The organism is Novosphingobium sp. FKTRR1, assembly GCF_020404405.1.
In the GTDB taxonomy this organism is placed as follows: domain Bacteria; phylum Pseudomonadota; class Alphaproteobacteria; order Sphingomonadales; family Sphingomonadaceae; genus Novosphingobium.
On record NZ_JAIZDA010000023.1, the window covers coordinates 13,020 to 38,081 of the forward strand.

The 25,062-nt window shown below is 67.1% G+C and carries 24 protein-coding genes; 9 read left to right on the plus strand and 15 right to left on the minus strand.

What is annotated here, in order from left to right:
* Positions 1-2: 2 nt before the first annotated feature.
* Positions 3-410, plus strand: a complete 408-nt coding sequence (locus tag LDN95_RS17515; protein WP_226018855.1) for a VOC family protein — start codon at positions 3-5, stop codon at positions 408-410.
* A 133-nt stretch (positions 411-543) separates the two neighbouring features.
* On the opposite strand, the gene LDN95_RS17520 is transcribed toward LDN95_RS17515, so the two are convergent.
* From LDN95_RS17520 to LDN95_RS17535, 4 genes are all read right to left on the minus strand, one after another.
* Positions 544-1,614 (minus strand): VOC family protein, encoded by a 1,071-nt coding sequence (locus tag LDN95_RS17520; RefSeq protein ID WP_226018856.1) that lies wholly within the window; start codon positions 1,612-1,614, stop codon positions 544-546.
* Positions 1,615-1,723: 109 nt separating this feature from the next.
* The gene (locus LDN95_RS17525; RefSeq protein ID WP_226018857.1) at positions 1,724-1,954 is read right to left on the minus strand and encodes a hypothetical protein; all 231 of its coding nucleotides are present in this window, start codon (positions 1,952-1,954) and stop codon (positions 1,724-1,726) included.
* The gene (locus tag LDN95_RS17530) at positions 1,954-3,540 is read right to left on the minus strand and encodes an NAD(P)/FAD-dependent oxidoreductase (protein ID WP_255630977.1); all 1,587 of its coding nucleotides are present in this window, start codon (positions 3,538-3,540) and stop codon (positions 1,954-1,956) included. Before LDN95_RS17530 ends, LDN95_RS17525 begins: the two co-directional genes overlap by 1 nt.
* A complete protein-coding gene (locus LDN95_RS17535; RefSeq protein ID WP_226018858.1) occupies positions 3,537-4,349 on the minus strand; it encodes an SDR family NAD(P)-dependent oxidoreductase in 813 nt (270 codons plus the stop codon). The genes LDN95_RS17530 and LDN95_RS17535 overlap by 4 nt, the downstream gene beginning before the upstream one ends.
* 103 nt (positions 4,350-4,452) lie before the next feature.
* Here LDN95_RS17535 and LDN95_RS17540 point away from each other — a divergent pair, with 103 nt between their 5' ends.
* Positions 4,453-4,896: a helix-turn-helix domain-containing protein gene (locus tag LDN95_RS17540; RefSeq protein WP_226018859.1), complete on the plus strand. Its 444-nt coding sequence runs from the start codon at positions 4,453-4,455 to the stop codon at positions 4,894-4,896.
* Positions 4,897-4,906: 10 nt separating this feature from the next.
* On the opposite strand, the gene LDN95_RS17545 is transcribed toward LDN95_RS17540, so the two are convergent.
* The 4 genes from LDN95_RS17545 to LDN95_RS17560 all read right to left on the minus strand — a co-directional run bounded on the left by LDN95_RS17545 (position 4,907) and on the right by LDN95_RS17560 (position 9,846).
* Positions 4,907-5,620: an SDR family NAD(P)-dependent oxidoreductase gene (locus LDN95_RS17545; RefSeq protein WP_226018860.1), complete on the minus strand. Its 714-nt coding sequence runs from the start codon at positions 5,618-5,620 to the stop codon at positions 4,907-4,909.
* Positions 5,613-6,806: an MFS transporter gene (locus tag LDN95_RS17550; RefSeq protein ID WP_226018861.1), complete on the minus strand. Its 1,194-nt coding sequence runs from the start codon at positions 6,804-6,806 to the stop codon at positions 5,613-5,615. Before LDN95_RS17550 ends, LDN95_RS17545 begins: the two co-directional genes overlap by 8 nt.
* Positions 6,807-7,015: 209 nt before the next feature.
* Positions 7,016-8,314, minus strand: coding sequence for an alanine racemase (alr, locus tag LDN95_RS17555; protein WP_226018862.1), 1,299 nt, complete (start codon positions 8,312-8,314; stop codon positions 7,016-7,018).
* Positions 8,314-9,846: an amidohydrolase family protein gene (locus LDN95_RS17560; RefSeq protein WP_226018863.1), complete on the minus strand. Its 1,533-nt coding sequence runs from the start codon at positions 9,844-9,846 to the stop codon at positions 8,314-8,316. Before LDN95_RS17560 ends, alr begins: the two co-directional genes overlap by 1 nt.
* 339 nt (positions 9,847-10,185) lie before the next feature.
* Here LDN95_RS17560 and LDN95_RS17565 point away from each other — a divergent pair, with 339 nt between their 5' ends.
* Positions 10,186-12,225 carry a TonB-dependent receptor gene (locus LDN95_RS17565; protein WP_226018864.1) on the plus strand — a complete coding sequence of 680 codons (2,040 nt, stop codon included), beginning with the start codon at positions 10,186-10,188 and terminating at the stop codon, positions 12,223-12,225.
* 18 nt (positions 12,226-12,243) lie between these two features.
* Here the strand turns inward: LDN95_RS17565 and LDN95_RS17570 are convergent, their stop codons facing one another.
* The gene (locus tag LDN95_RS17570; RefSeq protein ID WP_226018865.1) at positions 12,244-13,257 is read right to left on the minus strand and encodes an ABC transporter substrate-binding protein; all 1,014 of its coding nucleotides are present in this window, start codon (positions 13,255-13,257) and stop codon (positions 12,244-12,246) included.
* 259 nt (positions 13,258-13,516) lie between these two features.
* On the opposite strand from LDN95_RS17570, the gene LDN95_RS17575 reads away from it, so the two are divergent.
* The 6 genes from LDN95_RS17575 to LDN95_RS17600 all read left to right on the plus strand — a co-directional run bounded on the left by LDN95_RS17575 (position 13,517) and on the right by LDN95_RS17600 (position 19,432).
* The gene (locus LDN95_RS17575) at positions 13,517-14,218 is read left to right on the plus strand and encodes an SDR family NAD(P)-dependent oxidoreductase (protein WP_226018866.1); all 702 of its coding nucleotides are present in this window, start codon (positions 13,517-13,519) and stop codon (positions 14,216-14,218) included.
* 25 nt (positions 14,219-14,243) lie between these two features.
* Positions 14,244-15,272: an MBL fold metallo-hydrolase gene (locus LDN95_RS17580; RefSeq protein WP_226018867.1), complete on the plus strand. Its 1,029-nt coding sequence runs from the start codon at positions 14,244-14,246 to the stop codon at positions 15,270-15,272.
* Between the two features lie 98 nt (positions 15,273-15,370).
* Positions 15,371-15,967: a glutathione S-transferase N-terminal domain-containing protein gene (locus tag LDN95_RS17585; RefSeq protein WP_226018868.1), complete on the plus strand. Its 597-nt coding sequence runs from the start codon at positions 15,371-15,373 to the stop codon at positions 15,965-15,967.
* 95 nt (positions 15,968-16,062) lie between these two features.
* Positions 16,063-17,448, plus strand: a complete 1,386-nt coding sequence (locus LDN95_RS17590) for an LLM class flavin-dependent oxidoreductase (RefSeq protein ID WP_226018869.1) — start codon at positions 16,063-16,065, stop codon at positions 17,446-17,448.
* Entirely contained in the window at positions 17,445-19,064 is a 1,620-nt protein-coding gene (locus tag LDN95_RS17595; protein ID WP_226018870.1) for an FAD-binding protein, read from the plus strand. Before LDN95_RS17590 ends, LDN95_RS17595 begins: the two co-directional genes overlap by 4 nt.
* Positions 19,061-19,432, plus strand: a complete 372-nt coding sequence (locus LDN95_RS17600; RefSeq protein ID WP_226018871.1) for a 4Fe-4S dicluster domain-containing protein — start codon at positions 19,061-19,063, stop codon at positions 19,430-19,432. The genes LDN95_RS17595 and LDN95_RS17600 overlap by 4 nt, the downstream gene beginning before the upstream one ends.
* Before the next feature lie 11 nt (positions 19,433-19,443).
* On the opposite strand, the gene LDN95_RS17605 is transcribed toward LDN95_RS17600, so the two are convergent.
* The 6 genes from LDN95_RS17605 to LDN95_RS17630 all read right to left on the minus strand — a co-directional run bounded on the left by LDN95_RS17605 (position 19,444) and on the right by LDN95_RS17630 (position 25,017).
* Complete coding sequence (locus LDN95_RS17605; protein WP_226018872.1) at positions 19,444-20,223, minus strand: cyclase family protein; 780 nt, start codon at positions 20,221-20,223, stop codon at positions 19,444-19,446.
* An 11-nt stretch (positions 20,224-20,234) separates the two neighbouring features.
* Entirely contained in the window at positions 20,235-21,392 is a 1,158-nt protein-coding gene (locus LDN95_RS17610) for an alpha/beta hydrolase (protein ID WP_226018873.1), read from the minus strand.
* A gap of 15 nt (positions 21,393-21,407) precedes the next feature.
* Entirely contained in the window at positions 21,408-21,905 is a 498-nt protein-coding gene (locus LDN95_RS17615; RefSeq protein WP_226018874.1) for a nuclear transport factor 2 family protein, read from the minus strand.
* Positions 21,902-22,804: a VOC family protein gene (locus LDN95_RS17620; protein WP_226018875.1), complete on the minus strand. Its 903-nt coding sequence runs from the start codon at positions 22,802-22,804 to the stop codon at positions 21,902-21,904. Before LDN95_RS17620 ends, LDN95_RS17615 begins: the two co-directional genes overlap by 4 nt.
* Before the next feature lie 64 nt (positions 22,805-22,868).
* Positions 22,869-23,996: an FAD-dependent oxidoreductase gene (locus tag LDN95_RS17625; protein ID WP_370631711.1), complete on the minus strand. Its 1,128-nt coding sequence runs from the start codon at positions 23,994-23,996 to the stop codon at positions 22,869-22,871.
* A gap of 112 nt (positions 23,997-24,108) precedes the next feature.
* Positions 24,109-25,017 carry a LysR family transcriptional regulator gene (locus LDN95_RS17630; RefSeq protein WP_226018876.1) on the minus strand — a complete coding sequence of 303 codons (909 nt, stop codon included), beginning with the start codon at positions 25,015-25,017 and terminating at the stop codon, positions 24,109-24,111.
* Positions 25,018-25,062 lie beyond the last annotated feature (45 nt).

The following is a 25,062-nucleotide window of genomic DNA, read 5'->3' on the forward strand; positions in this document are numbered from 1 at the left end:
CGGTGGCTGAGTTCACCTTCCATCACGGCGGGGTGTCGGTGCCCAGCCTTGACGAGGCGATCGCGTGGTACGGGCACGTGCTGGGCTTCGCGGTGGAAAAGCGCTTCTATATCGAGGCGGCGCGCAGCCACACCGCGATGCTGCGCAAAGGGCCGCTGCGCTTCGAGGTGTTCGAGGTCGCAGGCGCCGCCCCCCTGCCCGAAGATCGCCGCCACCCCCCGCGCGATGTGAAAACCCACGGCAACAAGCACGTCGCCTTCCGCGTCGCCGACCTTGAGGCGTTCCTTGTCGAAATGGCCGACAAAGGCGCGGACGTGGCCTTCGTCGTGCGCGAGGCCTTCGGCAAAGGCTGCTTCATCCGCGACTGCGCGGGCAACCTGATCGAATTCGTCGAGGAACCCGAAGGCTAGGCCGCGCGGACAGCCGACAACAGGTGGTACGGCGGGACGGGGTGGGGAACGGACATTTCCTCTTCCAAACCCCCGTCGCCCCGTGTCAAGCACGCGGCGACGGTTGGAGACGCTGCTCTCGCCAGCCTCACGCTCAGATGGCGTGTTCGTCCTCTTCGGTGATTTCGGCGAGTTTGCCTGCGACCGGCTGCTTGCCCGGCGCGGACTTGCGGTAGGCGGCGAAGCTCTTGCGGTCGGCGTCGAAGGTCATGTCCCAGGGGATGTTTTCGCCGCGGAAGATCGGCGGGGCGTTGTTGGCCCACAGCAATGATCCGAAGCGGAAATCCCACGCGCGCGGCACCCAGTTGTCGTCAAGGTAATCGGTGTCGGCATGATACTCGGCCTCGCCGCCCTTGCCCGGAATGTCGCAGTAGTAATAGATCGCGCTGGAAATGCGGTGGCGCGAGATGCCGCCCGAACTGTTCATGCTCGTGTTCTTCCAGCCGCGCGCCTCCATCAGGTTGGCGCCGAGCATCACCTCGTCGATATCGTCCATGCCAAAGGCGATGTGCATGAACTTGAAGTGATCGGGCGCGAACGGCAGGTCGCAGTTCACCCAGAAGATCGAATGGTGCTCGAACGTGCCCCCGGCGCGCGCGAAGATGCCCACGCCCTTGGAATGGTCGGCATAGCGGAAGCCCAGGTGCCGTTCGTAGAACTCGAAACTGCCGACGTAATCGGGCGAGAAGAACACGACGTGGTTGATCGTCTTGGGGATCGCCTTGTGCCGCCAGATGCGGTGCTGGTTGAAGCGCGGCTGGTTGCCGGGGGTGTTGACCGGGCTGGCCTCGCTGACCACGGGGCGCTTGTCCCACACGCGCAAGGCGATCGGCTGGCCATCGGGACAGACGCAATGCACGGTGCCGTCGGCGTCGCGGGTGACGGCCACTTCGCTGGCCAGACTGGCGGCGATGCGGTCAAGGTTCCGGGCCGTGTCGACGCCCCACACGGTTTCCTTCACGCCATTGCCGGCGAACGGATCGGGCGAGGGCAAACGGGCGTCGCCATGCGCCACCACGATCACGCGGCTGCCCGAAGCGAGGCGGAACACCGCTTCGGTGGAAGAGACGCTTTCCACCGGCAGGCCGAAATCGGTCCAGAACCGCGCGTGCTCGGCCAGATCATCGACGCCGAACAGGACGCTTTCGACACCCAGAATTGTCATGGAATTCTCCCAACCTCTTGGCCGCCGGTTATGGCGGACCAAAGGGTCGGGCAAAAACGCAAAGCATGGGTTCGTTGCTATCGGTTTGGCGAAAGCCGGATCGACGCGCCTATTTCCTGAACAGGATGGTCAGCAGGAACAGCACGGTGCGCCAATCGAGCAGCCTCAGCGCGGCGCGCGCCTCGGCCGGGGTCAGCTTGGCGACCATCGGCATCGCGCCGAAGATCTTGCCCCGGATGACCAGCGTGTTGCCGTCGCGCTCCAGCTTGCGGATCGCCATCAGTTCCTTGTCGTTGGCGTCGAGGATTCTGGCGACCACCGGCTTGCCCGTCTTGTTCATCACACCGCCCTCCCGCAGACTTTGTCGTAATCGAGCCCCATGTCGTCCATCATCTGGATCGCGGTGGCGCGCCCGGCGCCGAACACCCCGCCGCCCGGATGCATGAACGGCCCGGCAAGATAGAGCCCCTCCACCCCCGGCACCCGGAACGAGCCGAGATCGGGCGTCGGACGGTGCCCCGCCGACTGGTAGAAGAACGGCGCGCAGCCGTGCGCATCGCCTTCCACCATGCTGTTGGGACTGCCGCGTTCGTGGTCGAGCGGTGAGCAGACCTTGCGGCCAAGGATGTTGTCGTCGCCCAGATTCCGGTAGAACTTGCGGAACTGCGCCAGCGCGCGGTCGGCGTGTTCCTCCTTTTGCGCATCCCACGCGGCGGCGCCGCCATCGAACAGGCGATAGGGCCCGAAGTTGACGCCATAGAACACGCCCGCTCCCGCAGGCGCGCGGCTGGGGTCGAAGATGGTGTTGTCGCCGCCCGCGATCAGCCGCGCAGAGACTTCGCCCCGGCGCAGCTTGTCGTATTCAAGGCACATGTCGCGCACGGTGTAGAAGTCCATCAGTTCGGTCATCATCGCGTTGCAATCGTTGCCGACGCGCAGTTGCAGCCGCTCCTTGAGCGCAAGGTGCGTCAGGTTGATCGAGAACGTCGACTGCGTGACCCGCTCGGCGCGTTGCAGCACAGGCTCGGGCGTTTCGCCCACGAACTGACGCAGCTTGTGCGGGTGGATCTGGCCGATCACGCCATCGCGCGCGGCAATCCGCTCGCCATCCTCAAGCTCCACCCCCACCGCCTTGCCCGATGCCACCAGCACCCGCGCGACCGGACTGTTCAGCCGCACTTCGCCGCCAAAGTGTTCGAGCGCGCGGACCAGCGCGTGGCTCAACTGCCCCGACCCGCCCCTGGGCATCGAGCAGCCGAAGGTGTGGATGATGCCCGGCATCACGAAGGCGCCCATGCCGGTGCCCAGTTCATCGGGCATCTGCAGGTTCTCGGTGACCATGCGCACGATGTGCACTTTCAGCAGGTCGCTGTCGAAATAGGCATCGACGATATCCAGCGCGGTGCGCTGCATCAGGTCGAGCAGGAAGCGCCCTTCGTCCGACTGGTCCATCATCGCCACGAACGCGCCCAGCGGAAACGGCGGGGCGTACATCCCGCTCATCAGCATGGGCAGCGCGGTCTGGCTCATCTGCACGAACTTGCGATAGGCCTGCGCGTCCTTTTCCGAGGTGACGCGGGCCAGTTCCTCGCACGTGCGGTCGAGATCCTTGTAGCTGCGGATGACGGTGCCATCCTCCCAGATGCTGACGTGGACCAGATCGGGATAGATGTATTCCAGCCCGAACTTGCCGAGCAGCCCCAGCTCATCCTCGCGCAGCAAGGGGTTGCCCTGGATCATGATGTGCACGTTCGAATGCTCGTCGTGCCAGAAGCCCGGCCGGATCAGCTCGCGCGTCGAAACCCCGCCGCCGACGTGGCCCTTGGCTTCGAGCACGAGCACTTTCTTGCCCGCCTTGGCCATATAGGCGGCGGCGGTCAGGCCGTTGTGCCCCGCGCCCATCACCACGATGTCATACTGGCTCATGCCTGCTCTCCGCTGAAAAAGGCGCGAAACCGCGCGATGCCCGGCACATGGCTGGAACAGCCGCCGTCGCTGACCAGCACTTGCCCGGTGATGTTGCGCGCCGCCGGGCTGGCAAGGAAGGCAACCGCCTCGGCAATGTCGTCGGCCTCGCCCAACCGGTCGCGCAGGGTTTCATCCTCCACCGCCTGCCGCAGCACCGGGGGGAAGGCCGCCAGCAGCGCCGGGGTTGCGGTCATGCCCGGCGCCACCGCGTTGCAGCGCACGCCTGAAGGGCCATGGCTGGCGGCGATGGCGCGGGTCATCTGGATGATCGCCGCCTTGGACGAGCCATAGGCCGCCTGGATCATGTGGCCCTGCAGCGCCAGATTGCTGACGGTGTTGACGATATTGCCGCCGCTGGCCCGCAAGTGCGGCAGCGCGGCGCGGCAGGCCACCATCGTGCCGCGCACGTTGACGGCATACGTCCGGTCCCACAGCGCGGTGTCCATATGCTCGATATCGCCGTCATTTTGCGCAATATCGGGGCCGAGCAGTGCAGCATTGTTGTGCAGCACATCCACCCGGCCGAAGTGATCGAGCGTCTGCGCGACCATCGCCGCGATGCTCGCCTCGTCCTCAAGGTTCAGCGCGATGGCCAGCGCCTCGGGCAATTGCGCCGCCAGCGCCTGCGCACGGTCGAAGGCGATGTCGGCGATTGCCACCTTTGCGCCGCGCGCGCTCATCAGCCGCGCGGTCGCCGCGCCGATGCCGCCCGCGCCGCCGGTGACGATCGCCACTTTGCCGTCGAGCCTGATGGCATCGCTGGTCATGGCCATGCTCTCCCTTGTTTCGTGTTGTCATCGGTGGTCATAATCGGCGCGCGACAAAGCAGAAGACGGCACTTTTTTGTGCCCTCGGGTTCGGGGAGCGGTGGTGATCGATTTCGGCGACTTTCCGCCCGACTTGCGCGAAGGGGTGCGCGCGCTGGCGCAGGACATGGCCGCGCACGGCACCCGCCGCGACGATCCGGCGCGCGCGGTGATGGGCATGCTGGGCGACCGCTGGACCGCGCTGATCCTGCAAGTGCTGGTGATCGGACAATGGCGCCACGCCGAACTGAAGCGCGCGCTGTCACGCCTGTCGGTCGAACAGACGATCTCGCAACGGGTGCTGACGCTGAAACTGCGCGCGCTGGAGCGTGACGGCTTCGTCGCCCGCCACGCCACTGCGGACGTGCCGCCGCGCGTGTCCTATTGCCTCACCGATCTGGGGCGCGAGCTGGCGCGCGAAGGGCGCGGGCTGATCGATTGGGTCAATGCCCGCGCCGCCGACATCGCCAGCGCCCGCCAGCATTTCGACAGCCGCGCGGGCGATTGAGCCTGACCCCTCACCAGGCTGTCGCCCCGGCATCGATGGGGATGTTCGCCCCGGTGACATAGCGCGCCTCGTCGCTCGCCAGCCACACCGCCGCATGGGCAATGTCGGATGGCTCGCCCAGCCGCTTGAGCATGTTCCTGGCGAGCACTTGCGCCTCGAACGCGGGGTCGGCGGACAAGTGCGCCTGCGTGGCGGCGGTGCGGATGAAGCCGGGCGCGATGGTATTGGCGCGGATGCCGTGGGGCGCGCCCTCCATCGCCAGTTGCCGGGTCATCGCCAGCACCCCGCCCTTGCCCGCGCAATGCGCCAGCGCGGGCGAGCCTGCCAAGGCATGCACCGCATTGGCGCTTGCGAAGTTGATGATCGCGGCGCTGCCGCTGGCTTTGAGCAAGCGCCATGCCGCGCGGGTGGGCAGGAACACGATATCCAGCTCACCGATCAGCGTGCGCCGCCATGCGGCAAGGCTCAAGTCCTCGATCCACGCGAACGTGGCAAAGGCGGCGGCGTTGACCAGCACGTCGATCCGGCCATGCTCGGCGCCAATTGCGGCGAACAGCCGCGCCACCTCGGCCTCGTCGGTCAGGTCGCAGGCGCGGTCGGCGCCGTTCAGGTCCACCCCGATGACGGTCGCCCCCTGCGCGCGGAAGTGCGCGGCGCAGCCCTGCCCGATGCCGTTGGCCGCGCCGGTGACGACCGCGATCTTGCCCGCCAGCCGATCAGCCATGCATTTTCGCCCCGACAAGGTGCGTGCGCCCGCCACGCCCGCGCAAGGCGACAGCCAAGGCCGCCACCGCGCCCAAGCCCGCCGCAACCGACAGCACCCCGAACGCGCCGGTCAGACCTCCGGTAAGGTCACCGGCAAACGTCACCACCACCGGACACAGGAACTGCCCGACCGAGAACGCGCCGGTCCACATGCCCGCAGCACGCGCGCGGATGCCGAAGGGCAGTCCATCCATCGCCCAGACTAGCAGCGTCGGCAGCAGCAGCCCCGCGCCGGTCTGGTTGATGAAGCAGCCGATCAGGAACGGCGTGGCCGTGACGGCGCCGCTCATCAGCGCAAAGCCCAGCATCAGCAGCGCGAATTCGCCCAGCAACAGCCGCGCCACCTGCGCATGACCGACCCGCGAATAAAGGAACGTGCCCAGCGGCACGCCGATGCTGGCGAGCGAGGTGAGGAAGCCGATCTGCCCCGGATCGCGCAAGCCCAGCCCGGCCAGTCCGCGTCCGGCCTGAATCTGCACGGTGTAGAACAGCACCGAACCATAGATGGTGATCGCCATGATCCCCAGCAGCCGCGCCCACGGAAAGGCAGCGCGCTCGCCCGCTTGCTCCGCCTCGCCGGAACGCTCCTGGCCATCGGCGGCAGTCGGCTCCCACGTAAACAGCAGCACCAGCGCCAGCATGATCAGCGCCGAGCCATAGACCCAGAACGGCGCGCGCCATCCGAACCGGCCCAACTGCCCGCCAAGGTTGAAGAACACCAGCGCCGAAAGCGAGGCCGCCGCGGTCTGTCCGGCCAGCCACTTGTCGCGCGCGGGGCCGTGAAAATAGTCGCCGATCATCGTCGTCGTCAGCACCATGATCAGCGCTTCGGCCACGCCCACGCCCACGCGGCTGATCAGGATCGCGACGAGATCGGTCAGGAACACCGGCGCCACGCCGACAATGGCATAGCCGACAAAGGCCCACAGCAAGAGCTTGCGCCGCCCGAACCGGTCGCCCAGCACGCCCGCCACCGGCGATAGCAGCGCAACGCACAGCGCGGGGACCGTCAGGATCATCGGCACCCAGTATTCATGGCCGGGGACGGCGGCATAATCCTGCAGCAGCGCGGGCAGGATCGGCGCCAGCAGCACGATCGCCATCGTCGACAAGGTGATCGGGATCAGCAGCGAAACGCCCGTCATGAAACCGGGCTGCGGTTGGCCGTGCAAAGCCTGATCTCCCGAATGGGCCGCGGTGGTCGCGGTCTCTCAGGCTCAGCCCTAATCCACGAGGATCGCAGCGGCCATGCCAAACGGTGGATGGGCACCTATCGGCCAGAGCAATGAGTCGGGCCGGAGCAATAACTGGGGCCAGAGCAATAGCTGGGGCCAGAGCAATAGCTGGGGCCCGCTTAACCCGCCTTCAGCACGCGGGGCAGGCCGGTGCCCAGTACCGCCAGCATTTCAGGCGCATAGGCGCTGCTGTTGCCTTCGAATTCGGCCTGCGTGATCCGCTCGGCACCTTGCGCGCCATAAAGCACGACCTCGTCATCGAGCGCGATGGCGTCCTGCGCGCCGGTCACGTCGACCATCAGCGTGTTCATCGTCACCCGCCCGACCAGCGGATAGCGCTTGCCCCCGATCAGGACTTGCGTGGCGTTCTTGGCCTCTGCCGGAAATTCGGGGCGGTTCGCATGGCTCAGGCTGCGGCGGAACCCGTCGGAATAGCCCAGCGGAATGTTCGCCAGCCAGCTTTCACGGTCGAGCCGGAAGGTGCGGTCATAGTTGACCGTCTGCCCCGCCGGATAGTGATTGATCGCCGCCACGCGCGACTTGATCGCCATCGTCGGCGCATAGCGGTCGGTCTTGACCGAGCCGGGATCGCCATAAAGCAGCCCGCCGGTGCGCACCATGTCGAGCCGGGTCTGCGGGTGCATCAGCGTGGCAAAGCTGTTGGCGGTGTGCTTGACCAGCCCCGCCGGGTCGAGCCCCTCGCCCGCCAGCCACGCCAGATCGGCCTGAAAGTGCGCCAGTTGGCCAAGGATATCGTCGGCCTCTTCGCTGGGGTAGTGGGTCATCGCGCCGCGAATGTGCAACCCTTTGAGCGCGAGCAGCGCGCGGGCATCGGCCTTGCCATAGGCGCTCGACAGTTCCACCCCGTTGCGCGACATGCCCCCGGCGTTGAGCGCGATGTGCACCGGCAGCGGTTTCGCCGCGCCCTTGCCTGCCCCCTTGCCCAAACGCTTGCCCCACAATTGCTGCAACCGCGCCGCCGCCGCCGGATTGCCGATCAGTTCCTCGATCCCATAGGCAAAGCCGTCCTCCATCTCCTCGGGCGTGGCGGTGCGGATGCGCATCAACCGGCCGCGATAGCCCAGCGCCCGCGCCACCCGCGCCTCGTCGTTCGAGGTGATCGCCACATCGCGCACGCCCTTGCGCAGGATCGAGGGGATCAGCAGCGCGATGCCGTTGCCATAGGCGTCCGCCTTCATCACCGCGCACAACCGCGCGGTGCCGATCACGCCGCGCACGGTGTCGATATTGGCCTCGAACGCGCGCGCGTCGATCTCGATCCAGCCGTTGCGGCGGCGCGCGCTGGCCAGCGTCAGCCCGTCGTTGCTGGCCGACAGCACCGGCGCGGCCATGGCCTGCGTCGCTGCAAGACCGGCCAGCGCAGCAGCCCCGCCACCAAGGAAATCGCGCCGCAGCATCACGATTCCCCGCGCTTGAGGAAGCGGCCCGGCGTGGCCGCGGTCGGCTGGCCATCGCGCAGCACCGCCACGCCGTTCACCCACACGTCGGACACGCCCTCGGCCAGCGCCGCCGGGTCTTCGACCGTCGCCTTGTCGGTGATCCGCGCCGGATCGAACAGCACGAGGTCGGCGCGATAGCCCGGCTTGATCAGGCCGCGCCCGACAATTCCGACATGCTCGGCCGACAGCGAGGTCATCTTGCGCACCGCCTCGCTCAGCGTCAGGCGATGCTGCTCGCGCACATACAGACGCAGCATCTTGGCAAAGGCGCCGCTGCCGCGCGGGTGGCGCGAACCGATCATCCCGTCCGAACACAAGTTGCTGTTCGGCCACGCCACGAAATCGGCCACATCCGGCGCGCTCATCGCCGTGCCGATCACCGCCTCGGCGCGTCCGCCATCGGGGTGCGCGGCCTTCCAGCTTTCGGCCATCTGGATCAGCCAGAGATACGTGGCGGCAGGTTCCTCGTGCCGTTCGGCAGCGATATCGGCGATGGTCTTGCCGGCAAAGCGCGGCTCGGGCGCATAGACGCTCAGCAGCATGCCCGCCGGTGTGGTCAGATGCGTCAAGGCAAAGCGCGCGGCGTTGATGTCGGTGAAGTCGCGCTTGGGGAACAGCACGGTCAGCGTCGAATGCCAGTATTCATAAGGATAGACGTCGGCCGTTACCTTGATGCCAGCCGCGCGGGCGGCGTCGAGCTTGGCCAGTACCGCCTTGGCCTGCCCCCAGCGGTCGACGATCCCCAGCTTGATGTGCGACACTTGCACCGGCACGCCGGTCTGCTTGCCAAGGTCAAGCAGTTCGTCGAGCGCCGCGTCGAACGCCACGTCTTCGCTGCGGATATGGCTGATGTAGCGCCCACCGCCCGCCGCCGTGGTCCGCGCCAGCGAAAGCAGTTCGCCGTGGTCGGAATAGATGCCGGGGTCGTATTCAAGGCCCGTCGACAGCCCGAGCGAGCCCGCCTTCAGGTCGGCGGCCAACAGCCCTTGCATGGCGCTGACTTCGGCGGGCGTGGCGGTGCGCTTGAAATCCTTGCCCAGCACGGTGTCGCGCAACCAGCCGTGGCCGGTATAGCTGGCGACGTTGATCGAGGCTGGCCGGGCGGTGTACCTGGCCGCAACATCGGCAAAGGCGGCGTCGCTTTCGCCATCCTGCCCGATCACGATCGTGGTCACCCCTTGGGCCAGCAGCGGGCGCATCGTGCGGTCGGCATAGTCGCCGCGATCGTGGTGGCTGTGGCTGTCGATAAAGCCGGGGGCCAGCGCCAGCCCATGGGCTTGCACCACCGCTTCACCCTTGCGCGGCGCCAGCTTGCCGACGGCGACGATCCGGTCGCCATCGACGCGCACCGCCACCTTGCGCGCCGCCGCGCCCGAGCCGTCATAGACCACCGCCCCGGCGATCAGCGTCGAGGCTTGCGCCGCTGGCGTCGCCGCAAGCGGCAGCGCTGCCGTCACCGCCAGCAGACCCGAGATGAACCGCTTTTTCATGACCTTGCGCAAGACCCTGCCCCCGATTTGCTCAAGCCCCGATCCTATGACCCGCCGACCTGTGCTGTCACGCCAATTCAGCCACCCTTGCGCGCAAAGCAGCGACAAAGGCGATGATCGCCAATTGACAAAGCAGCGCAGATCACGCGTTCTTGAGTTATTCTCAATTCATCCAGTAGAGATCTGGGCTATGGCTGGCGGGCCTCAATGGTTGTCCCTCCTGCCATGGCAAACCGTCGATCACCGTCCGTTCCCTTTGCCGGGCGGTGATCGACATTGTGTGTCGCCACGGGCCGGGCCATGCTCAGTCAGGCCTGCCGAAAAGAATGCCGGTTCACGATGCGCGCTCGTTCGTTTCTGCTTGGTTGCCTGGCCTCCGGCGCGGTCCCGTGCGTGGCATTGGCGGCTCCACCCGCAGCCGACGCTCCCGAACCGAACGCGCCCCAACAGGCCGCACCCGAACAGATCGTCGTGTTCGGCCGGGGCGAAGCGCGGATCGGCATCGCCGGGGCCGCGAGCGAAGGCAGCGTTGCGGGCGCCGACCTGCTGGTGCGACCGCTGCTGCGCGTGGCCGAACTTCTGGAAGCGGTGCCCGGCATGATCGCGGCGCAGCATTCGGGCAGCGGCAAGGCCAACCAGTACTTCCTGCGCGGCTTCAACCTCGATCACGGCAGCGACTTCACGACGTATGTCGATGGCGTGCAGATGAATTTTCGCAGCCACGGCCACGGGCAAGGCTACCTCGACCTCAACGGGCTGATCCCCGAAGCGGTCGACCGCGAGGACTATCGCAAGGGCCCCTATCGCGCCGATGGTGGCGACTTCGCGCTGGCGGGTGCTGCCTATTTCCGCACGGTCGACCGGTTCGACGCGCCGTGGGCCGCGGTGGAAGCCGGATCGTGGGGATCGCGCCGCATCGCCGCCGGGGGCACCGTGGCCGCGCCCGGCGACAATGGCCATCTGACGCTGATCGGCCAGATCAAGACTTATGACGGGCCATGGCAAAGCCCCGAACGGCTGCGGCACTATGCGGGCTTTGCCAAGTATGGCGCGACCAGCGGCCTTGGCGATATCACGCTGTCGCTCCACGCCTACCACGCCACCTGGAATCCGACCGAGCAGATCCCCGAGCGCGCCATCGGCTCGGCGGTGTGCCCCGATGTGTTCTGCTCGCCCGATCCCACCGCGCGCGGCCGTACCACCCGGCTGGTCGCCGCCGCCACGCTTGACGGCACCGACTGGAAGGCCACGCTGGGCGCGCAGTTCTATGACTGGCGGATGAGTTCGAACCCGACATACGCCAATGCCGATGGCAGCAGCGCGCAGATCGAACAGTTCGACCGGCGCGGCGTGTTCACCGGCAACCTGCACCGCCGCTGGACCCTGTCCGACCGGGCCGAGATCACGCTGGGCGGCGAAGGGCGCTATGACGCGATCGGAACGGTCGGCATCAACCATACCGATGCGGGCCAGTTCGTGTCGGCGCTGGGCACCTATCGCGTCGCCGAAGGCTCGGTGGCGGGCTATGGCGAGGCGACGTTGCGCCCCCTGCCCGGCTTGCGCGTGATCGCGGGGTTGCGGGCGGATCATTACTGGTACGCCGTGCGCGCCCGCGATGCAGCGGCGGCCGCGCTGGGCGAAGGCACCGGCAAGGACGGCATCGTCTCGCCCAAGCTGGCGCTGGCCTATGCCCCGTCGGCGGCGCTGGAATTCTATGCCAACTGGGGGCGCGGGTTCCATTCCAACGACGTGCGCGGCGCGGTCAATCGCGACACGCCCGTACCGGTGCTGGTGCGCGGCACCGGCAAGGAACTGGGCGCGCGCTGGCAGCGCGGCCCGTTGAGCCTGACCGCAACGTACTTCTGGCTGGATGTCGGCAGCGAGTTGCGCTTCGTCGGCGATTCCAACGCGGTCGAGCCTACCGGTGCAAGCAGGCGGCGCGGTTATGAACTGGTCGGCTTCTGGCGCCCGGCACCGTGGCTGGCGCTCGATGCCAACTACACCGCCACCCATTCACGCTACGACGACGGGACACGCATCCCCAACGCCTTCGAGAACGCGTTTTCGGGCGGCGCCTCGGTGGTGTTCGATCGCTGGGTGGCCAATGTCCGGCTGCGCCATCTTGGCCCCTACCCGCTGGCCGAAGACGGGCTGGAACGCGCCAAGGGCAGCACCGTGATCAACGTCCGCGCGGCATGGAAGCCGCCGCATGTGGAACTTTACGCCGAACTGCTCAACGCCGCGAACAGCCGCGACAAGGACATCACGTATTCCTACGAATCCTATCTGCCCGGCTTCGACAGCGCGCCTACGGAAGGCCGGATGAGCCGGGTGATCGAGCCGCGCACCTTGCGCGTGGGGATCAAATACACGTTCTGATCCCCACGCGGCGTTCGGTCAGCCCGCCGGCTTGTTGAAGCTTGGGTCGAACGCACCGTTCAGGTCGGGAACCTTGGTGATGATCCCGGCCTTGCGATAGCGTTCAAGGATCGCCTCCTGCTCGACGCGCAAGTTGTCATCGACCGGGATCGGGGTGGTCAGCAGATCCTCGACCGTCAGCAGCGCCACATCTTCGGGAAGCCCGGTCTCACGCGACAGGACGCGGGCATATTCGTGCGGATGGCTCTGCAGCCAGATCCGCGCCCGCGACAGCCGCGCGACGAAATCCTGCAACTGCGCGCGCTTGGTGGCGATGGCCGGTTCGTTGGCGGCATAGAAACCGGCTTGCGAGGGCAGTTCGCGCGCATCGCCGATGGTGCGGTCCTTGTCCTTGAGCAGCGCCACGCCGACGTAAGCGCCCCAGGTGGACCATGCGTCGATCGACCCTGCGGCCAGCGCGGCCTTGGCCTCGCTGTTGTTGAGATAGATCCAGGTCACGTCCTTGGCCCCCAGCCCATGGCGTTCGAGCAATTGCAGCGCCAGATCCTGACCGGCCGAGCCGCGCACCGTGGCGATCTTCTTGCCGCGCAAGTCCTCCACCCGCTTGAGCGCGGAGTCCCCCGCAACGACGATGGCCGAAGTCCGTCCGCCATGACCGGCGGGCAAGCGACCGGCGTAGATCACCTTGATCTTCGCCCCGCTGGCATAGGCAAAGGCAAAGGGCTGGCCGCCGATGCCGCCGGTGTCGATGGCGCCAGACGCCAGCGCCTCAAGCAAAGGCGAGGCCGCCGGGAAGATCGCCCAGTCGATGCGGTAAGGCACATGGTCCAGCTCGCCCGCCGCCTTCAGCAGCGCCTGCGCCCCGCCGCGCTGATCGCCCACCACCAGCGCGGCGGGGCCGGACGCGACCGGGGCCCGCGCGCGCCAGACCAGCCCGCCGACCGCGACGAGCGCCACCGCCGCCACCGCCGCGATCGCTACCTTGCGCCATGATCGGCCTGCTGCTGCCGGGCTGCCTTCGTCGGTGCTCATTGCGCAAGATCTCCATCCGCCCGACCGGGATCGTCGGGCATTTGCGCTGACAAGGCACCGAATGGGCCTGCGCGGTCCAGTCAGGATTGTTCAAGTGCATCTGAGAAAATCTGGGGTTTGGCCGCGGATGGGCAAACTTGGTGAAGGGTTCGCGCGGGCTTCGTGCAGACTTCATCATGCACCGATTGGAACTCGTCATAACCCGAAGCGGCGCGCTCGGCGTACATCGTGGCCCACAGACACCATTCGGGAGAGCGCCATGGGCGATATTGTCAACAAGTCGGCGCTGATCGTCGGCACCGGTCCGGGGATCAGCGCCTCGGTCGCCCGCGCGCTGGCGGCGCAGGGCTACAAGGTGGCGCTGGCGGCGCGCAATCCCGACAAGTTCAAGGGCCTTGCCACCGACATCGGCGCGCATTCGTTCGCGGTCGACGCGACCGACGAAGCCGCCGTGGCGCGCCTGTTCGTCGATGTGGAAGCCGCCATCGGCGTGCCCGAAATGGTGCTGTTCAACGCTGCCGGACGGGTGCGCGGCCCGCTCGAATCGCTCGACCCCGTGCTGGTGCGGCGCGCGATCGAGGTGTCGGCCTATGGCGGCTTTCTGGTGGTGCAGCAGGCGGCCAGGCGGCTGGTCCCGCTGGGACGCGGCGCGATCCTGCTGACCGGCGCAACCGCCAGCGTCAAAGGCTTCGCCAACTCGTCGGCCTTTGCGATCGGCAAGTTCGGGTTGCGCGGGCTGGCCCAAAGCGCCGCGCGCGAACTGGCGCCGAAGGGTATCCATGTGGCCCACTTCGTCATCGACGGCGCGGTCCGCAGCGCCGCGCGGCCCGATCCCGCGCACGCGCCCGACAGCACGCTCGATCCCGATGCCATCGCGCAGACGTATCTGGCGGTGCTCGCCCAGCCCCGCAGCGCCTGGACCTGGGAGGTCGAACTGCGCCCCCACGTCGAAAACTTCTGACCCGTTTGACGAAAGGCTCCACCCCATGAAACTGCGCCTTGCCCTGCTGGCCGCCCTTTCCGCTCCGCTGACGTTCGCGATGGCGGGCGGAGCGCTCGCCCACAATCCGCTCGACCCGCCCGAGGTCGACGCGCACGTCGATGCCGCCACCCGGCTGGCGCGCAAGGATCTGGCCCAGTCGCTGTTCTTCTGCGAGGCCGATCCGCGCGCCAAAGTGCTCGCCTCGCTCAAGCGGATCGGCGAATGGATCGAACCGACCCGGATCTTCGACAATTTGTCCTATGTCGGCAACCAGTTCGTCGGGGTCTACGCGCTGGAGACCGATGGCGGGGTGATCCTGTTCGATTCGGGCACTTCGGTGGACGAGGCCGAGAACCACATCGCGCCGGGCCTGCGCAAGCTGGGGATCGATCCCAAGGATATCCGCTACATCGTCGTCACGCATGGCCACTGGGACCACTTTGGCGGCGCGCTGTGGTTCCAGCAGCAATACGGCACGCCCGTGGGGCTGAGCGAGAACGACTGGCAGATGATCGAGCGGCAGGAGGGCACGCCGGTCCTCAACGGACGGCCGATCCCCAAGCGCGACCGCGTGATCACCGACGGGCAAGTGCTCAAGGTCGGCAGCACCAGCGTGTCGCTGTACATCACGCCGGGGCACACGCCGGGCACCGTGTCGGCGATCTTTCCGATCCGGCAGGGCGGCCGCCAGCATATCGTCTCGCTGCTCGGCAGCACCGCGCTGCCCGATACGGTCGAGCCGACCGCGATCACCGGGGGGCTTGAGCGCTATCGCGATTCGATCGACCGCTTTGCCAAGCTGAGCCGCGCGGCCAAGGCCGACATCCTGCTCAACACCCACTTGTTCGCGTTCGGCGGGGTGGAGCGACTGGACAAGGCCCGTGCCACCCGCAACCCGGCAGTGCGCGGCAACAGCTTCGTCATCGGGCCGCAGCGGATCGGCGCGTTCTATGGCCTGATGGACCACTGCATGCAGGCCGCCGAAGGCCGCATCCGGGCAAAGGCGACAAGTGCCGCGCCGCACGCCCACTGATTGCAAAAACTCATAAGGCGCGCTGTCGTCTCAAGTTTCCGCACGACGACAGCGCGCTAGACACAGGTGATGACGCAAACCCGGAGTACCCCGCAGCCATGAAGCTTTATGCCAGCGCCACGTCGCCATTTGCCCGCAAGGTCCGCATTGCGTTGATCGAACTCGGCCTTGCCGAACAAGTGGAGCTGGTGCCGACGAACCCGCTGGAAAGCGATGACTTTCGCGCGGTCAACCCGCTGGCCAAGATCCCCGCGCTGGTGCTCGACGATGGGTCGGTGCTGTATGACAGCGGGGTGATCGTCGACTACCTGAACACGCTCGACGGGCGCAACAAGCTGATTCCGGCAGACGGCTTCGCGCGCGTCGGCGAGTTGCGCCGTCATGCGCTGGGCGATGGCATCCTCGATGCCGCGGTCAGCATCGCCTTTGAATCGCGCCGTCCGGCAGAGCAACAGTCGGCCACATGGATCGCGCGCTGGAAAGAGGCGATCACCAGCGGCGCCGCCGCGCTGGCAGCAGACCTTGCACCCGGCGACTTCGGCCTTGCCGGGATCACCGCTGCCGCCGTCGCCGATTACGTCGCGTTCCGCTTTCCCGATCTCGACATCTCGCCGCTGGCTGCATGGCGGCTTCACCTTGGCGGGCGCAACAGCCTTGAGCGCACCCACCCCGCGCGCGAACTGGTCGCGGCCTGAGCCGCATCAGAAGGTTCAATAGGCCTATCAGCAAGCCTCGCTTATTTCCGGCCTTCAGCGGGTCTAGCGGATTGGACAATCAAGGAGATTTCCGCATGACGCAGAGCCAACAGCCACTGGCCCACCAGCTTCAGGCCCGCCAGCTCCATTTGGGCGCCATTCTCGAAGGCGTCGGCACCGATCAGCAATCGTGGCGCGATCCCGATCTGCCCGGCGATGCCAGCGTCGATATCGACTGGTACATCGCCAACGCCAAGCTGGCCGAGGATGCGAAGTTCGATCTGGTGTTCATCGTCGATTCGCCGTTCATCACGCCCGACACCGCGCCCCATTTCCTCAACCGGCTGGAGCCGCTGACGCTGCTCTCGGCGGTGGCGACCCACACCAGCCGCATCGGACTGGTCGGCACGCTGACCACCTCGTACTGGGAGCCCTACAATGTGGCGCGCCAGTTCGGCTCGCTCGACCACATCAGCCGGGGCCGCGCCGGCTGGAACGTGGTGACCACCGGCCTTGAAGGCGCAGCGCAGAACTATGGCCGCGAAGAGCACTTCCGCCATGCCGACCGCTATGAACGCGCCCACGAATTCGTCAGCGTGGTGCAAGGGCTGTGGGACAGCTACGAGGACGACGCCTTCGTGCGCGACAAGCAGAGCGGCGTGTTCCTGAACAAGGCCAAGCAGCACCGTCTCGATCACAAGGGCACCCACTTCTCGGTGCGCGGCCCGCTGGCGCTGACCCGGTCGAAGCAGGGCCAGCCGGTGATCTTTCAGGCAGGCGACAGCACCGAAGGGCGCGATCTGGGCGCCGCGATCGCCGACGGCACGTTTGCCTCGGCGCAGGATTTCGACAGCGGCGTTGCCTATTACGCCGACCTCAAGGCGCGCGCGGCGGCGCTGGGCCGCAACCCCGATCACATCAAGGTGTTGCCCGGCCTGTTCCCGATCCTGGCCGAAACCGACGAGGAAGCCCAGCGGATCGCGCGGGTGCAGCACGAAGCGCTCGATATAGACAAGCTGCTGGTCCAGCTTGGCCGCGCGTTCAACTACCACGACTTCCGCCAGTACGACCTTGACGCGCCGTTCCCCGATCTGACCGGGGTCACGCTCAACAGCTACAAGGGCCATGCCGAACGGATCATCGCCACCGCCAAGGAAAAGGGCTACACCCTGCGCGAGGCGGCGTACCAGCTTGGCCAGTGGCGGACCTCGTTCATCGGCTCGCCCGAGACGATCGCCAACGAGATCGAGCGCTGGTTCACGGGTCGCGCGGCCGATGGCTTCATCCTGCGGGTGACGCGCCCGGCCGACTTCGCCCTGTTCCGCGAACGCGTGGTGCCGATCCTGCAACAGCGCGGGCTGTTCCGCACCGAATACACCGCCGACACGCTGCGCGGCCATCTGGGCGTGCCGGTGCCCCCGCACCGCCATGCGGCAACCGTCGCTTCCGCCGAAGCCGAGCTGGCCGAACCCGCCGAATGATCGCTTCGGTCATCCTGAGTGCCGATGTCCTGATCCTTGGTGGCGGCATGGCAGCCGCGTGGGCTGCCATCGCTGCTGCCGAGGCCGGGGCGAGCGTGATCGTTGTCGACAAGGGCGCGATGGGCACCAGCGGTGTCACCGCGACCGGCGGGCCCGGCCACTGGTGGGTGCCCGACGATGCCGCGCTGCGCCGCGACGCGGTGGAGCGGCAGACCGCCAAGGCACAAGGGCTGGGCGATCCCGAATGGATGGCGCGGATCATCGATCTGACCTGGCGCTACCTGCCGCAGATCGCGTCCTACTATCCGTTCGGCAGCGATGGCCGGGGCGGCCGCTTCATCAATGGTGTGCGCGGGCCCGAATACATGCGCGCGCTGCGCCAGCTTGCCCTGGCGCGCGGGGTGACGGTGCTCGATCACCATCCGGCGGTCGAACTGCTGGCCAACGCCGACGGCACCATCATCGGCGCGCGCGGCGTGGCGCTGATCAGCGAAGAGACATGGGAGGTTCGCGCCGGTGCAACGATCGTGGCGACCGGCGGTTGCGCCTTCCGCTCTGGCCTGATCGGCAGCCATACCAACACCGGCGACGGGCTGCTGATGGCGGCAGAAGCCGGGGCCGACCTGTCGGGCATGGAATTCTCGATCAGCTACTCGCTCTCGCCCGAATGGGCCTCGACGCGCACGCTGCCCTATACCGCCGCGCGCTTCTATGATGGCGGGGGGCGCGAACTCGACATTCCGCCGCCGCGCGCAGGGCACGCGCACGATCAGGCGCTGGGCAAGGCGATGAGCGAGGGGCCGGTGCTGGCCGACCTGTCCGACGCGCCGCCTGCGCTGCATGGCGTGCTGCGGCGCATCCAGCCGCTGACCGCCGCCGCGTTCGAACGGCGCGGCATCGACTTGTGGCGCGACCGCTTCCCGGTCAAGCTGTTCGGCGAAGGCACGATCCGGGGCGTCGGCGGCCTGCGCATCATCGATGCCGACTGCCGCACCAGCGTGCCGGGCTTGTTCGCGGCGGGCGATGCCGCCACGCGCGAACTGGTCACCGGCGCCAGCAGCGGCGGCGGCGCGGTCAATTCGGCATGGGCGCTGTCATCGGGTCGGATTGCCGGAGCCGCCGCCGCGCAGCAGGCACGTGCCACCCTCGCTCGCCAGACCGGAACCGGCCTCGGCCGCATCGGGCTGCACCCGCAACGGGCTGCGCAGGCGCTCGATACGGCCACCATCACCGCCAGCGTCGGGCACGAAATCCACGATTACAAAAAGGCGTTCTGGCGCCGCGCCGACAGTCTGGCGCAGTCCGCCACGGTGCTGGAAGGCCACTGGCAGGCGCTGGCCGACCATGGCCGCGCGCAAGGCCGTGATCTGGTCGAACTGCGCGCGGTTGCCGCCATGACCGCCAGCGCGCGCTGGGTCACCGCCGCCGCTCAAGTTCGTGCCGAAACGCGCGGCATCCAGTTCCGCGACGATGCGCAAGCGCTCGACCCGGCGCTGGCGCACCGGCTGCTGGTCGGCGGGCTCGATACGGTGTGGACCCGGCCCGACCGCGCCACCGCCACAGCCACAGCCACCGCCGCAGCCACCGCCGCAGCCTCGGCAGAGTTGGCGGCATGATCGGGGCGCTGATTGCCGAGCGCTGCACCAATTGCAACGCTTGCGTAAAGGCCTGCCCGGCGCTGGTGTTCGATCCGGGCGAGCAGACGCCGGTGCTGGCGCGCGTTGCGGACTGCCAGACCTGCTATCTGTGCGAACTGGCGTGCGAGGCCGATGCCTTGTGGGTCAATCCCGATGCGGCAAGCAGTTGGGCGCCCCCGCACCGCCACTTGCTCGAATCCGGGCAACTGGGCCGCATCCGGCTGGATTCGGGCTGGAACGAGCCCGCCGATGCGGGACAGCTCGACGACTACCGCCTGCTCGGCCCCCTGCTCAACGAAGGGGTCGAGATCGCCGGGCGCCGCTATGCGCAAAAGCACGGCGGCTGACCCGGCAGGTTTCAGTCCTCGATAATCGCCACCGCGCGGGTCCAGCCCGCCGACGCGCCCTTGATCTTGTGCGGGAAGCACGAGACGGTGAAGCCGTGCGGCGGCAGGCTTTCCAGGTTGTGCAGCTTTTCAAGGTGGCAGTAGCCGATGTCGCGCCCGGCCTTGTGGCCTTCCCAGATCAGCGATGTATCGCCGGTTTCGGCAACCTTCTGCGCGGTATAGCTGAACGGTGCGTCCCAGCTCCACGCATCGGTGCCGGTCACCCGCACGCCCCGGCTGGTCAGGTAGATGGTCGCGTCATAGCCCATGCCGCAACCCACGTTGACGAAATCGGGCCGCCCCAGCGCCATGCCCGCAGCGGTGTTGACCAGCACGATGTCGAGCGGCTGCAAGTCGTGCCCGATCCGCGCCAGTTCATCCTCGACGTCTTGCGCGGTCACGACATAGCCATCGGGGAAATGGCGGAAGTCCAGCTTCACACCGCGCTGGAAGCACCATTCCAGCGGCACTTCGTCGATGGTGATGGCGCGTTCGCCGCCGTCCATCGTCGGGTGGAAGTGCCAGGGTGCATCCAGATGCGTGCCATTGTGCGTGGTCAGCGTGATCGTCTCGGCCGCAGCAAATCCTTCGCCGCCGGGGATGGCCTCGGCGGTCAGGCCGGGAAAGAAATGCGCCGCCTCGGCCACGGTCTCGCCGTGCGTCTGATAGGTGATGTGCGGCCGCATGAACGGCGGATCGCTGACCACCTCGTTGCACAAGGTGATCGACAGGTCGATGAAACGGCGCGCCATGATGCTCTCCCTCAGGCCGCCCGGCCACCGAGCGTGTCGGCAAACCAGTCGGCGATATAGTCGCGGCCAAAGGCCATGTTGTCGGCGCCGACGTGCTCGACCCCGCCTTCGCGCGCGGTAAAGATCTTCAGTTCGCGGCGCGGGCTGTTGACGAGTTGGTCATAGCAATCGTGGGCATAATCGACGCTGATCTGGCGGTCGTTGGCGCCGTGGGTGACCAGAAACGGCACCTTCACCCCGCCCATGTGGCCGTTGAGGTTCATCGCTTCGGACTTGGCGAGGAATTCGTCCATGTCCGTCGCGCCGAACGCCCACATCACGTGCGCCCAGTAATGCGGCACGGGGTTTTCGCCTTCGCGCTTCAGCCGCTTGTCCTGCACTTCGCGCCAGTTGTGGTTGGCGCCCCAGCAGGCGCCGCTGGCGAAACGCGGCTCATAGGCGACGGCGCGCGGGGCAAAATGTCCGCCCAGCGAAATGCCGGTCATGCCGATCCGCTTGGGGTCCACGTCGGGCTGCGTTTCCAGCCAGTCCACCGCTTTGCCCGCCCAGTTTTCGCTATGCGGATCGACGGGCAAGTCCTGCAGCCGCAAGACTTCGCCGCTGCCCGGCTGATCGACGCACAAGGTCGAGATGCCGCGCCGCGCCAGCGCTTCGGGAAGGCGGCTCCAGTACAGCAGCTCCTTGCAGCTATCCAGACCGTTGCAATAGACCACCACCGGGTGCGGCCCCGGACCCGTGGCGCGGGTGTAAAGCGCGGCCATCGTCCCGGTTTCGAGCGGGATTTCCACCCGTTCGCGGTTGATCTGGCCCAGCTTGGCCGACTTTGCGAAGGCATCGAGCGCCTTGGCATAGGTTTCCTTGCGGCCCGGCGCGCCGTGGCCCTGCATCCGCTCGGCCACAAGAAGGTAGAGCGATGCCCGCTCAAGCTTGTTGCTGGCGGAAAAGCCGTGGCCGGCGGCCTCATCCTCGGCGGCGAGCGCGATCAGCTTGTCGCCATAGTTCGACCACTGCCGCATGAACGCGGGCGTGCCGGCGTCGCCACCGCCTGCGGCCGCATCGATGATTGGCTGGCACATGTCGACGATCTCGCCGATCTGCCCCCCGCTTTCCATCGCGATGGCGACCGACAGGTTCCAGATATAGTTCGGAAAAGGGGAATAGAGCGCCACGCTGGATGTCCGTGTTCAGAAATAGGGATGGGGATTGGCGGTTTTGGACGCGATCGGTTGCAGCACGTCCCAGTGCTCGACGATCCGCCCGTTCTTGAGGCGATAGAAATCGGCGACCGCACCGCCATTGCCGCTGGCGACGTCGCCCGAAGCGCCGGTCCGCCCGTGCAGGTGGATCACCGCCTGATCGCCATCGACCAGAATGCGCTTGACCACGAAGCGCGATCCCGGCTGGCTGAACAGCGGTTCGAGCGCCGCGATGGCCGCGTCGCGCCCGTCGGCGATGTCGGGGTTGTGCTGGACGTAATCCTTGGCGACATAGCGCTCGAACGCACCGCGCACATCGCGCAAGTCATAGAACCGATGCGCGAAGTCGGCGATGATCGCCCGGTTGCGCGCGGTCTGCGAGGGCGCGGCGCGCGCCTGCGCCAGTGGCGCCGCGCCCGCCAGCAAGGCCAGCGCGATCAGGCCGCCTGCAAACAGCCTGCTGGCTGACCGGCCCCGGCGCATCATGCCTCGACCGCCACGAACAGACCGGCATTGACGTGCGGATGCGGCAGCGTCTGCGGCCCGCCCACGCCGATGCCCCACTGGTCCATCACCAGCGGCGCGGGGACATGGACGGTCGGCTGGTGGCTGGCGAAGTCCACTTCCTCAAGCTCGCTGGTATATTCGGTGACAAAGCCCGACGGCGTGACGAAATAGCTGAAGGTGTTGTTGCCCGCGGTGTGGCGCCCCGGACCCCAGCCGATATCGACGCCCTGCTGCTTGAGCCGGTGGATCCCGCGCATCATGTCATCGACACCCAGCATGTCATAGGCGACGTGGTTGAGGCACGGCGGCCCGGGCAGGATGGCAAAGCGATGGTGCGCGCTGTTGCAGCGCAGGAAGCCCATGAAATCGCCCAGCCAGTCCGAAACCTTGAAGCCCAGCACGTCGGTGAACCACGCCACCAGCGCCTTGTGGTCGGGCGAATGCAGCACGATGTGGCTGATCTTGACCGGCACACCTTCCCAGCGCGCCAGTTCGCGCTTTTCGCCGCGCGCCACATCGCTCGAAATCTCGAACTCCAGACCATCGGGGCTGAAGAAGCGGAAGCCATAGCCGCCGCCCGGCGTGGTCAGATCGTGCGGTGCATTCACGATCCGGGCTCCTGCAGCCTCGACCTTGGCGGCCAGCGCGTCGACATCGGCGCGGCTGTCGGCGGCCAGTGCGATCACGTCGATGCGGTTCTCCTCCGCCTTGCGCAACCGCACGACATGGTGCTCATCGTGGCCCTGCGTCTTGAACCATGCCAGCCCATCGTCCGAGGGTACGCGCACAAGCCCCCAGGTATCGGTATAGAACGCGACTTCAGCGTCATAATCGACGACGCCATAGCCCACATAGCGGATTTCGGTCACTCGGCTCATCGGGGGGTGTCCTTGGATTATCGGATGGGGGAGGTCAGATAGGCCCGGTTCAGATTGGCCCGGTTCAGATAGGCTGGGAGACGACCGCGAACATCTCGGCAGTGGCCTGTGCGTTGTCGACCGGCGGGCCCTTGCCAATCTGGCCGTGGCAGATCGCCAGGCTCTTCTCGACGATGTAACGGCAGCGTTCGAACCGACGCGCGCGATAGGCGACGAAGGCTTCCTCGGGCGTGGCGGCCTTGCCCAGTTCGTCGGCCAGCACGATGCTGTCCTCGAACGCCATGCCCGCGCCCTGCCCCAGATGCGGTGTGGTGGCGTGCACCGCATCGCCCAGCAGCACCACGCGGCCCTTGTGCCAGTCGCCGTAGAGCATCATCCCTTCGAGCGGGCGATAGACCACACCTTCGTCGTCGGTGATCTGCTCGGCCAGCGCGCGGATCGCAGCCGAAGTGCCCGCCAGCTTTCCGCGCATGACCGCCGCGATCCCTGCCACAGGATAGCGCGGATTGTCCGGCTCGGGCGTGGTCACGTACATGTACATCAGATCGGCGCTGATCGGCACCAGCCCCACGCCGGTCGGGCCGTTATAGACCTGCAAGGCATCGAGATCGGCCGGACGGGGAAAGTTGTAGCGCCACACCGCCTGACCGGTGAACTCGGGCTTTTCAGCGTCGGGCATGACCATCGCGCGGGTCTGCGAATAGACGCCATCGGCACCGATCGCGATATCGAAGGTGCCCGCGCTGCCATCAGAGAACGTCACGTCAACCGCAGCGCCAGTGTCCTCGATCGCCGTCGCCGTCACGCCCAGACGGATTTCGGCTCCCGCGGCCAGCGCGGCATCGCCCAGCAGCTTGTGCAGCGCGCGCCGTCCGATGCCCAGATTGGCGGGAAGCCCCTCGGCCACCGGATGTCCCGGAATGCGGGCGACCTTCTGGCCCGAGGGCAGGAAGATCTCGACCGCGTCGAAGCCCACACCGGCAGCCAGATAGCCATCCAGAAGGCCCAGTTCCTGCGCCGCGCGCAGCACGTTGGATTGCTGGATGATGCCCACGCCATAGACCGACCAGGTCGGATCGCGCTCGATCACGGTGACCGTGTGCCCGGCCTTGCGCAGGGCGATCGCACTGGTCAGGCCGCCGATGCCGCCGCCGATCACCAGAATGCCAAGTTCGTTCAGGGGCGCAGGCATTCCGGTCTCCTTGGGTCCGCCATGGTCGGCAGCGGTCAATTTTGCGGCTGTTTAGGTGGGTAGGGCGCGATGTGTAAAAGTCATTCTTCTGATGAAGATGCATTCATACGATCTATGCAACGTCCTGCGCCGCCAGGCGCAACTGTTCACGCAGCCACAGCAGCGCCGCGTCATCGCGCCGGGCTTCATGGAACTGCGCCATCTCGCGCAGGCGCGGAAACGGGAACGGCATCGGCGCGAACGCCAGATCGAACTGCGGGATCATCGCGCGGACCAGACGCTTGTGCAGCACCGCCAGCCGCCCCGTGCCTTGCAGGAACCACGGTACGCTGGCGAACGAGGCGACCTCGATCTCGATCCGGCGGGGGCGCCCGAGCCGGGTCAACTGGGTGTCGGCAAAGGTTGCCGCGCGGTGCGTGCCCATCGCCACGCCGACATGGCCCGCGGCAAAGAAATCGTCTGCGGTCAGCGCCCGCGCGAACAGCGGATTGCCTGCCCAGCCGACCACGACCTGCTCTTCCTCGTACAGGAATTCCGACGGTTGCCAGGGCGCCAGCAATTGCTCGGGCGTGATCAACAGGTCGATCCGGCCGGCCTCAAGATCCTCGGTATTGCGCTCGGTCGGCAGTTGCACCTCCAACTGGATCTGCGGGGCAGCCGCCGCCACGCGCCGCGCCAGTTCGACCAGCACCGCGACCATCACATAGTCCGACGCATTGATGCGAAAGCGCCGGGTCGAGGTGGCGGGATCGAACCCGGCCGGGGTCGCGATCGCCTGCTCGACGCTTTGCAGCGAGCGCTGGATCTGCGGATAGAGCGCCTCGGCAAAGGGCGTGGGGTGCATCCGCTTGCCCACCTGCACCAGCATTTCATCGCCGAAATAGGCGCGCAACCGGCGCAAGGCCGCACTGGCGGCGGGCTGGGTAAGCCCCAGCCGCTCGGCGCTGCGCGTGACGCTGCGCGTCTCCATCAGCGCCGCAAACACCACCAGCAGGTTCAGATCAAGCTGCTTGAACCGCATCGCGTACCCCTGTCCGGTTTATGATCATGCCGACCATCAAACATC

Excerpts from the sequence above, each read along its gene's own strand:
- LDN95_RS17625 (WP_370631711.1), bottom strand. The coding sequence starts at position 23,996 with ATGCCTGCGCCCCTGAACGAACTTGGCATTCTGGTGATCGGCGGCGGC.
- LDN95_RS17520 (WP_226018856.1), bottom strand. The coding sequence starts at position 1,614 with ATGACAATTCTGGGTGTCGAAAGCGTCCTGTTCGGCGTCGATGATCTG.
- LDN95_RS17575 (WP_226018866.1), top strand. The coding sequence starts at position 13,517 with ATGGGCGATATTGTCAACAAGTCGGCGCTGATCGTCGGCACCGGTCCG.
- LDN95_RS17550 (WP_226018861.1), bottom strand. The coding sequence starts at position 6,806 with ATGACGGGCGTTTCGCTGCTGATCCCGATCACCTTGTCGACGATGGCG.
- LDN95_RS17565 (WP_226018864.1), top strand. The coding sequence starts at position 10,186 with ATGCGCGCTCGTTCGTTTCTGCTTGGTTGCCTGGCCTCCGGCGCGGTC.
- LDN95_RS17570 (WP_226018865.1), bottom strand. The coding sequence starts at position 13,257 with ATGAGCACCGACGAAGGCAGCCCGGCAGCAGCAGGCCGATCATGGCGC.
- LDN95_RS17630 (WP_226018876.1), bottom strand. The coding sequence starts at position 25,017 with ATGCGGTTCAAGCAGCTTGATCTGAACCTGCTGGTGGTGTTTGCGGCG.
- LDN95_RS17620 (WP_226018875.1), bottom strand. The coding sequence starts at position 22,804 with ATGAGCCGAGTGACCGAAATCCGCTATGTGGGCTATGGCGTCGTCGAT.
- LDN95_RS17590 (WP_226018869.1), top strand. The coding sequence starts at position 16,063 with ATGACGCAGAGCCAACAGCCACTGGCCCACCAGCTTCAGGCCCGCCAG.
- LDN95_RS17595 (WP_226018870.1), top strand. The coding sequence starts at position 17,445 with ATGATCGCTTCGGTCATCCTGAGTGCCGATGTCCTGATCCTTGGTGGC.
- LDN95_RS17580 (WP_226018867.1), top strand. The coding sequence starts at position 14,244 with ATGAAACTGCGCCTTGCCCTGCTGGCCGCCCTTTCCGCTCCGCTGACG.
- LDN95_RS17585 (WP_226018868.1), top strand. The coding sequence starts at position 15,371 with ATGAAGCTTTATGCCAGCGCCACGTCGCCATTTGCCCGCAAGGTCCGC.
- LDN95_RS17605 (WP_226018872.1), bottom strand. The coding sequence starts at position 20,223 with ATGGCGCGCCGTTTCATCGACCTGTCGATCACCTTGTGCAACGAGGTG.
- LDN95_RS17535 (WP_226018858.1), bottom strand. The coding sequence starts at position 4,349 with ATGACCAGCGATGCCATCAGGCTCGACGGCAAAGTGGCGATCGTCACC.
- LDN95_RS17545 (WP_226018860.1), bottom strand. The coding sequence starts at position 5,620 with ATGGCTGATCGGCTGGCGGGCAAGATCGCGGTCGTCACCGGCGCGGCC.
- LDN95_RS17530 (WP_255630977.1), bottom strand. The coding sequence starts at position 3,540 with ATGAGCCAGTATGACATCGTGGTGATGGGCGCGGGGCACAACGGCCTG.
- LDN95_RS17600 (WP_226018871.1), top strand. The coding sequence starts at position 19,061 with ATGATCGGGGCGCTGATTGCCGAGCGCTGCACCAATTGCAACGCTTGC.
- LDN95_RS17525 (WP_226018857.1), bottom strand. The coding sequence starts at position 1,954 with ATGAACAAGACGGGCAAGCCGGTGGTCGCCAGAATCCTCGACGCCAAC.
- LDN95_RS17615 (WP_226018874.1), bottom strand. The coding sequence starts at position 21,905 with ATGATGCGCCGGGGCCGGTCAGCCAGCAGGCTGTTTGCAGGCGGCCTG.
- LDN95_RS17560 (WP_226018863.1), bottom strand. The coding sequence starts at position 9,846 with ATGAAAAAGCGGTTCATCTCGGGTCTGCTGGCGGTGACGGCAGCGCTG.
- alr (WP_226018862.1), bottom strand. The coding sequence starts at position 8,314 with ATGCTGCGGCGCGATTTCCTTGGTGGCGGGGCTGCTGCGCTGGCCGGT.